This window comes from Holdemania sp., assembly GCF_986127675.1.
The window spans coordinates 1-7469 of the sequence record NZ_CFQZWI010000120.1; the positions used below are offsets into that span (position 1 = coordinate 1).

A 7469-nucleotide genomic window follows, 5' to 3' on the forward strand; every position below is an offset into this window, starting at 1 on the left:
CAACCGCCGCTATCAATATGGTGCGGATCCGGAAATGATGATGATGTCGACCGGCGTCATGTACTCGGTGTCCGCCGCGATCCGGCTGTTCAGCCAGGAAGGCGATAAGATTCTGATTCCAACCCCGGCTTATGAGCCGTTTGTCGACAAGACGCTGTCCAACCGCCGCGTGCCGACGCTGTGTCCGATGCACGAAGAGGATGGGTATTATACGCTGGACTTTGAGGACATGGAGAAGAAAATTGACGAGCAGACGAAGATTTTCATTCTGTGCAATCCGCAGAATCCGACCGGCCGCGTTTATACGAAGAGGGAACTGGAACAGATCGCCGCGTTCTGCGAGAAGCACCAGCTGAAGATCATCGCCGATGAAATCCATGCCGATTTCATCTTTGACGGTCAATTTACGCCGATCATCAATATCAACGACTACACCCGTCAGAACACGATCGCCTGTGTCTCCTGCACGAAGTCGTTCAATCTGGCCGGCTTGAAAATTTCCGGCGTGATCATCAAAAATCCGGAGCTGTTCAAAGCGTTTAAGGCCGAGGCGGTCAACGTCGGCATCGCGAGTATCAACATCTTCGCACTGGAAGCGATGAAAGCGGCGTATCAGTATTCCGAAGACTGGATGGATCAGCTGCTGGAATACATCAAGGCCAACCGGGATTACGCTGATGACTTCTTCCGCACACGGCTGCCGATGATCAAGACGCGCAAACCGGAAGGAACGTATTTCTTCTGGCTCGACATGCGGAATTGCGGCATTGCGTGGGACAAGCTGAACCAGACCTGCATCGAGGAAGGGCATGTCTATCTGTCCGAAGGCAAATTCTTCGGCGAAGACTATCTGGGCTTTGAGCGGCTGAACCTGGCCAGTCCGCGCGCCCAGCTGCAGACGGGTTTGGAAAAGTTGGAAAAAATGGTGCTGGCGCATCAGAAATAACAACCTTACAACGAAAGCGGTGAACGCCGCTTTTTTTTGTTTCTTTCATATAAAGTTTGTCTGCGGACACTGTATGGAATAAACAATAAAGAGCACTGTGCGGCGCGATGCCAAAGCAGGGGCTGAGCTGGTGATGGCGAAAAAGGCAGGCGCTGCGGTGGATTTGCGATCCGAAGGTTTCCACGCACTTTTTTCCTTTTCAATCAGGAAAAACATTGCCTCGAAAAGCAAAAGCGTTATGATAAAATGGAATTGTCATCCAAAGGATATGCAGTCAGAGTCTCCTCCCTTTCTCTGAGGGCATATCTTTTTTTGCGTCTGTTTCCATCGTGCTTGGCGGAAAGGGAGAGTTTTTCAGCCCCTGTCAAAAATGTGTTGGTTCGGTTTATCTGCGCTTGTTTAAATAGCGTGTTTTTCGCCCATACTGCTTAAAAAGAAGGGCGGGATCACACATGAAAAATAAACTGACGCCGCGGCAGGCTGCCATGGAAGCGTATTTGTCGGCGCTGCGTTTGCGGGATTTGGAGACTTGCCGCCACAGTCTGCGCGTCAGCCGGCTGGCTTACGAAATGGCGCAGGAACTGGCGTGGTCCGAGGATCGCTGCCGCAAGCTGAAAGAAGGAGCGCTGCTGCACGACTTGGGCAAGCTGGCAACGCCCGACGCCGTGCTGTTAAAACCAGACCGTTTAGACCAGGGGGAATGGCGGCAGATGCAAAAACATCCCGCTGAAGGCGCGCGTCTGATCAGCGTAACGCTGCTGAACGATCTGACGCCGATCATCCTGCAGCATCATGAACGTTGGGACGGCGGCGGATATCCTTATGGATTAAAAGCTTCTGAGATCTGTGAGGAAGCCCGCGTGCTGGCGCTGGCCGACGCGTATGACGCGATGATCTGCCGCCGCCGCTATCATGACCCGCTGCCGCAGCGGGAGGTTCTGCGCCGGATTGAAGAGGGCCGGGGAACGCAATTTGATCCGGAGCTGACCGATTCCTTTTTGTCGCTGCATCGGCTTCTGCGCTGATCTTTTGAAAAGTAAATGAATAAAAATGAAAGTCGGCTGATTCAGTTTGACATCGCTTTCATCCCATTGTAAACTGAGGATCAGAAGGAGAATATCGAATGGAAAAATTTGAACTGAACGACTTTAGAAAACTTCGCGAGCTGAGCAACGTAACTTTCTCCCCCGACGGCCGGCACATTGCCGTCGTCGTCAAAGCCTGCAACGAGCAGGACGGGTATGATTTCACGATCTGGGCGCGCCCAGAGGATGGGGAATTCCGCCAGCTGACCAGCTTCGGCAAGGAAAGCAGCTATCTGTGGGACGATGCGAAAACATTGATGTTTTTATCGCTGCGCGATCCGGCGGATCAAAAACGCGCCGAGGCCGGCGAGGAATTGACCGGCGTTTACCGCCTGAGCCTGGAGGGCGGCGAGGCGATTAAGGCGTTTACGCTGCCGATACAGGCGGGAAGGCTGGAAAAGCTGAAGGATGGCCTGTATCTGGTCACGGCCCGCTGCGATGCGAACGTGCCGGATTATTATAAGATGAATGCCGAGGAGCGCAAGCAGGTTGCCGAGGATAAGAAAAAGAACGCCGAGTTTCACGTATTGGATGAAACTCCGTTCTGGTCCAACGGCACGCCGGGCTTTACGAGCAAAATGCGCACGCGCTTATTTGTTTACGACGAGAAAAAAGCCGAGCTGACCCCATGCAGCGAACCCCTGTTTCAGGTCGAAGCCAGCGCTGTCGTGGGCCGGAAGATCTATTATTCCGGCTGCGCGTACACATTGCGCACCAAGCTGCAGAAGGACGTCTGGTGTTACGATCTGGATACCGGTGAAAACCGGCAGGTCTACGTCAACGAAGGCTTCGGCAACCGCAGTCAGAACGTTGCGACCGACGGCACAAGGGTGCTGTTCTGCGCTGCCAAGGGCGAAACCTGGGGACAAAACGAGCATCCGAATTTCTACGAACTCGATCCGGCATCAGGAACGCTGGCGCTGTTGGCGGAAGCGGATCTGTCCTACTATCTTGCCAAACCCAATGAAGGCGCGCTGTGGATCAACGGCAGCGACCGGATTTCAAATAATCTGTTCTGCTTCGGCGCGGACAATGAGTTGAAAAAGATGTCCGACTGGAGCGGCGATATCGGCAGCTTCGATATCTTTGGCGATCAGGCTGTCATCGCCGGCAAGCAGGGAACCGATTTTGACGAGGTCTGGACGATTGATCTGAAAACGCAGAAAGCCTGCTGCCTCAGCGACTTCAACCGTTCATTCTTACAGACCAGACAGGTCAGCAAATGCGAACCGCTGACGATTGCCAGTCACGATTGGGACGTCGACGGCTGGGTCATGAAGCCGGCCGACTTTGATCCGGAAAAGACCTATCCGGCGATTCTGACGATCCATGGCGGGCCGAAGGGCGCCTATCACGGCACGTTTGGGGTCGATATGCAGACCTGGGCTTCCGCCGGTTACTTCGTCTTCTTCTGCAATCCGATCGGCTCTGACGGCCGCGGCAACAAGTTTGCGGAAATCCGGGAAAAACACGGCACCGTCGATTATGAAGACATCATGAACTTCACTGACGAAGTGCTCAAGCGCTATCCGCAAATCGACCCGCAGCGGATGGGCGTCACCGGCATTTCCTATGGCGGCTACATGACCAACTGGATCATCGGCCATACCGGCCGGTTTAAGGCGGCCTCCAGCCAGTGCTCGGTTGTCAACTGGGTTTCGATGTACGGCGTGTCCGACATCAGTATGGAATTCGTTCCGGATCAGATGGGCGGCTCGATCTTTGAGAAAACGCAGACGTATTGGGACCGCTCGCCGCTGAAATACGCGTGCAACGCGGTGACGCCGACGCTGTTTATCCAGCCGCTGGCGGATTTCCGCTGCCATCTTTCCGACGGCCTGCAGATGATCACGGCACTGATGGACAAGGGTGTGGAGACCCGTGTCGTCTGCTTTGACGGCGATCATCATGGACTGAATCATTTCGGCAAGCCGTCGCACCGCGAACGCTCCTATTCTGAAACGCTCAACTGGATGGACAGCCATCTGAAATAAGCAGCACACCGGCCGCACACGTCAAACTGTGCGGCTTTTTCGCGTCAGAAATAAAAATTTTGAACTTTTTTAACCTTTTTGGCAGGCATTTTGGAATTTTCCGCAATATTAATAATGGAGATATGAATTCCAAAGAAAGGTAGGGATTAAACATGCACGAAAAAAACACGGTGGAAAAGGATTGGACGATCAAGCTGCTCAAGGAGGTCATGCGTCAGACCGGCATGGACGAAGACGAGCTGTGCCGCAAAGCCCGGCAATCACCCGGCTGGATGGGCCGGCTGAAACGGAAGGAGGAGGAAGCGACGCTGCAGGATTGTTTCGCTCTGGCGAGCGCTCTGGACCTGTCTTTACATGAATTTTTTATCCGATTTGATGAAGATGAACGGAATAAAACTTGTCAAATGATGAAATAGTATTTATTTCCGCAAGCTTAAAGGATTAAAAAACGATCGAAACTTCCAGAAAAAGAATACGAGGTTTGAAAAACGACTTTTTAATCTGATCTGACAGGCTGAAAAAGTGACGGCTGTCACTTTTTTAGTCTTTTCTCGCTGTAAAAACAAAACAATTACCGTAATTTGTTATTTTCATTCTCAGGGGTTGCTGATATAATTTATCTGGCGTTAATTATAATTAAAGGAGTAATGGAATGGGAGCTAAAATCACAGATTACAAATCGCTGATTGAGAACCTGAAAACCGAGGCGGCTCAGACCGGCGATTCTTATTTGGAATGCTCGGCGAAAGAACTAATGGGCAAGCTGAATGAAGGCAATGCGACGCTGATTACCTGCTGCAGCGCGATGCGCCAGTGCATGCTCAGCGGCGACGAAATGATCGTTGCGCCGACCGGCAAGAAGAACGTCAGCACCAAGATGAAGATTCGTTATTACCTGAATGATCTGGACAGCCGCGAAAGCGCGTATATTCCGAAAAAACGCGGCCGCAAAGCCGGATCCACATTGAAGAAAACTCCAGGTCTCAAGCGTAACCCGAAGACGGGCAAGCTGGAAGCAAAGTTTAACAAGGCCTATATGACCCTGTCCCTGCAGAACTGGCTGGATAAGAAAAAGCTGACTTATAAAGAATTGGAAGACGCGTACCTCGTCGATACTCCGGAAGGAAAATGGCTGATCGAGGTGGATTATGAAAAGCGCGGCAAAAAGCAGACGTTTAATTCGAAAATGTACTCGCTGATCAAAAGGATGGATCCGGCGATCGCCAAATATTCGATCCTGATGGAGTCTAAGATTTCCTCCAAGCAGGAATGGAAACAGTTGAGCGATTATATGAAAAGCCGCCTGGGCATTTCGTTGATTTTTGTGAATCATCAGGGAAAAGTGAAAGAATATCGCTAACCATAACGACAATCCATCGACGGGGAAATCCATCTCCGTCTTTTTTATAAATCCGGCTGCGGATAAAGGAGGAAGTTCGATGCGTTTAGTCACGATGAAATTCAGCGCTTCTCAAACTACGGCAAGGGTCGTTGATCAGCTGTGCGCCGGGTTAAGACTGCCGCGGAAAGATCTGAATCTGAACGAGGGCGTCAGTCTGGGGCCGCAGGATTGCCTGATTGCGGCATTTCCGGTATTCAGCGGAAGGCTGCCGGCGTTTTTCCAAGCCTGGATGAATCAGATTCAGGGACGAAACACGCCTGCGGTTGCGATCGTCGTTTACGGCAACCGAGCGTATGAGGACGCGCTATTGGAACTGAGCGATGCTCTGAGTGCCGCCGGGTTCACCGTGGTCGGCGCCGCTGCGGTCGTCGCACAGCATTCGATTTTTCCGACGGTCGCAAATGGCCGTCCGGATGCCGCTGATTTCGCTGGAATTGCCCACTTTGCCCGAGCTTTGCTTGAAAAGGGGCTGGATGCCGCGCACCCGATGATTTCCTCGATTCCCGGTCAGCGCCCTTACCGGAAAATTACGGCGCTGCCGCTGAAGCCCCAGACGAATTCTCGTTGTCTTCGCTGCGGTCGTTGCGCTGTGGTCTGTCCGGTTCAGGCCATTGACCCGGCCCAACCGCACATCACGGATAAGGCGCGCTGCGTGTCCTGTACAGCCTGCATCCATGTCTGTCCTGCCGGTGCACGTCAGTTTCCGCCGGCGCTCTATTACCCAGCGCAGCTTGTTTTCCGGCAGAAGATGAAACAACGCCGTCAGCCGGAGTGGTTCCTGTAAGCACGCTTTTAAATGGAGGATGTAGAACGGTGGAAATACGCTGAAGAGGCGGAACATCCGCTTACCGGTTTCCTGGAGATGGAAGAAAGGGAAACCTGAAAATGTAAAATTCTTGCAAAAAATAAATGAAAGTATTGCTTTCAATTTGAAAGTCATGTAAACTAAGAAGCAGGGAGTGATATTCCATGTTAAAAATCAAATTGAACCACTCTTATTATTATTATTGATAGACCAATGTAACCCAAGATTCCTTGGAATTTTCGCGTTATATTGGTTCAAGAAAACATCAAAGCGGATTTGATGTTTTTTATTTTTTAACGGAAAAGAGGAGAAAACGTATGATTTTAACCGTAAAAAAAGATTGTGACCGCAATGAACTGCAGCGGCTGATGAATCAGCTGGAGAAAAAGGGGCTGGAACTCAATTTCAGCGAAGGCGCCAACTATATCGTTCTGGGATTGGTCGGCGATACAACCGCGCTGGACGTCGACTGGCTGAAAAGCTTCACCTGCGTCAAGGAGGTAACCCGCGTTCAGGCTCCTTATAAAAAAGCCAACCGGCTGTTCCATCCGGAAGATTCCGTGATCGACGTCAGCGGCGTCAAGGTCGGCGGTCAGGAAAAGATCGCCGTGATCGGCGGCCCCTGTTCGGTCGAGGGCGAGGCAATGATCTGCGACATCGCCCAACAGGTCAAAGACGCCGGCGGCGTGATGTTACGAGGCGGCGCGTACAAGCCGAGAACCTCACCTTACGCTTTTCAGGGGATGGGCACCGAAGGGATTCTTGCGATGGTCAAGGCGCGGGAAAAGACCGGTCTGCCGATCGTCAGCGAATTGATGAGCGCGGATAAGATCGACGAATTTGTCGAGCATGTCGATCTGATTCAGGTCGGAGCGCGCAACATGCAGAACTTCGATCTGTTGAAAGCGCTGGGCAAGATTGACAAGCCGGTGCTGTTGAAGCGCGGGCTGGCGAATACGATCGAGGAATGGATCATGGCGGCGGAGTACATCATGGCCGGGGGCAACAAGAACGTGATCCTGTGCGAACGCGGCATCCGGACGTTTGAGAAATACACGCGCAACACGCTGGATTTGAGCGTCGTGCCGATCATCAAGGAACGCACGCATCTGCCGATTATCATCGACCCGTCGCATGCGACCGGGGATTGGAAGCTGGTGGAAGCGATGTCCCTGGCGGCGATTGCGGCCGGAGCGGACGGTCTGATCATCGAAGTCCATGCCTGTCCGGAATGTGC

General features: G+C 52.2%; 7 protein-coding genes. All 7 read left to right on the forward strand.

Annotated features, from left to right (window positions below):
• On the forward strand, positions 1-946 hold a 946-nt coding region (locus AC5OW4_RS13390; RefSeq protein ID WP_493677080.1), incomplete at its 5' end, for a MalY/PatB family protein.
• 452 nt (positions 947-1398) lie between these two features.
• Complete coding sequence (locus AC5OW4_RS13395) at positions 1399-1971, forward strand: HD-GYP domain-containing protein (protein ID WP_072686083.1); 573 nt, start codon at positions 1399-1401, stop codon at positions 1969-1971.
• A 98-nt stretch (positions 1972-2069) separates the two neighbouring features.
• Positions 2070-4025 (forward strand): alpha/beta hydrolase family protein, encoded by a 1956-nt coding sequence (locus tag AC5OW4_RS13400; RefSeq protein WP_493677081.1) that lies wholly within the window; start codon positions 2070-2072, stop codon positions 4023-4025.
• A gap of 152 nt (positions 4026-4177) precedes the next feature.
• Positions 4178-4441, forward strand: a complete 264-nt coding sequence (locus tag AC5OW4_RS13405; protein WP_072686087.1) for a helix-turn-helix domain-containing protein — start codon at positions 4178-4180, stop codon at positions 4439-4441.
• Between the two features lie 236 nt (positions 4442-4677).
• Positions 4678-5385 carry a hypothetical protein gene (locus AC5OW4_RS13410; RefSeq protein WP_072686089.1) on the forward strand — a complete coding sequence of 236 codons (708 nt, stop codon included), beginning with the start codon at positions 4678-4680 and terminating at the stop codon, positions 5383-5385.
• Positions 5386-5464: 79 nt separating this feature from the next.
• Entirely contained in the window at positions 5465-6211 is a 747-nt protein-coding gene (locus AC5OW4_RS13415; RefSeq protein ID WP_195548186.1) for a 4Fe-4S binding protein, read from the forward strand.
• A 338-nt stretch (positions 6212-6549) separates the two neighbouring features.
• Positions 6550-7469 (forward strand): 3-deoxy-7-phosphoheptulonate synthase (gene aroF, locus AC5OW4_RS13420; RefSeq protein ID WP_493677082.1); only part of this gene is annotated, 920 nt, incomplete at its 3' end.

What these genes read in the sequence shown, in the direction of transcription:
- AC5OW4_RS13405 (WP_072686087.1), top strand. Translation starts at nt 4,178, where the DNA reads ATGCACGAAAAAAACACGGTGGAAAAGGATTGGACGATCAAGCTGCTC.
- AC5OW4_RS13415 (WP_195548186.1), top strand. Translation starts at nt 5,465, where the DNA reads ATGCGTTTAGTCACGATGAAATTCAGCGCTTCTCAAACTACGGCAAGG.
- AC5OW4_RS13410 (WP_072686089.1), top strand. Translation starts at nt 4,678, where the DNA reads ATGGGAGCTAAAATCACAGATTACAAATCGCTGATTGAGAACCTGAAA.
- AC5OW4_RS13400 (WP_493677081.1), top strand. Translation starts at nt 2,070, where the DNA reads ATGGAAAAATTTGAACTGAACGACTTTAGAAAACTTCGCGAGCTGAGC.
- AC5OW4_RS13395 (WP_072686083.1), top strand. Translation starts at nt 1,399, where the DNA reads ATGAAAAATAAACTGACGCCGCGGCAGGCTGCCATGGAAGCGTATTTG.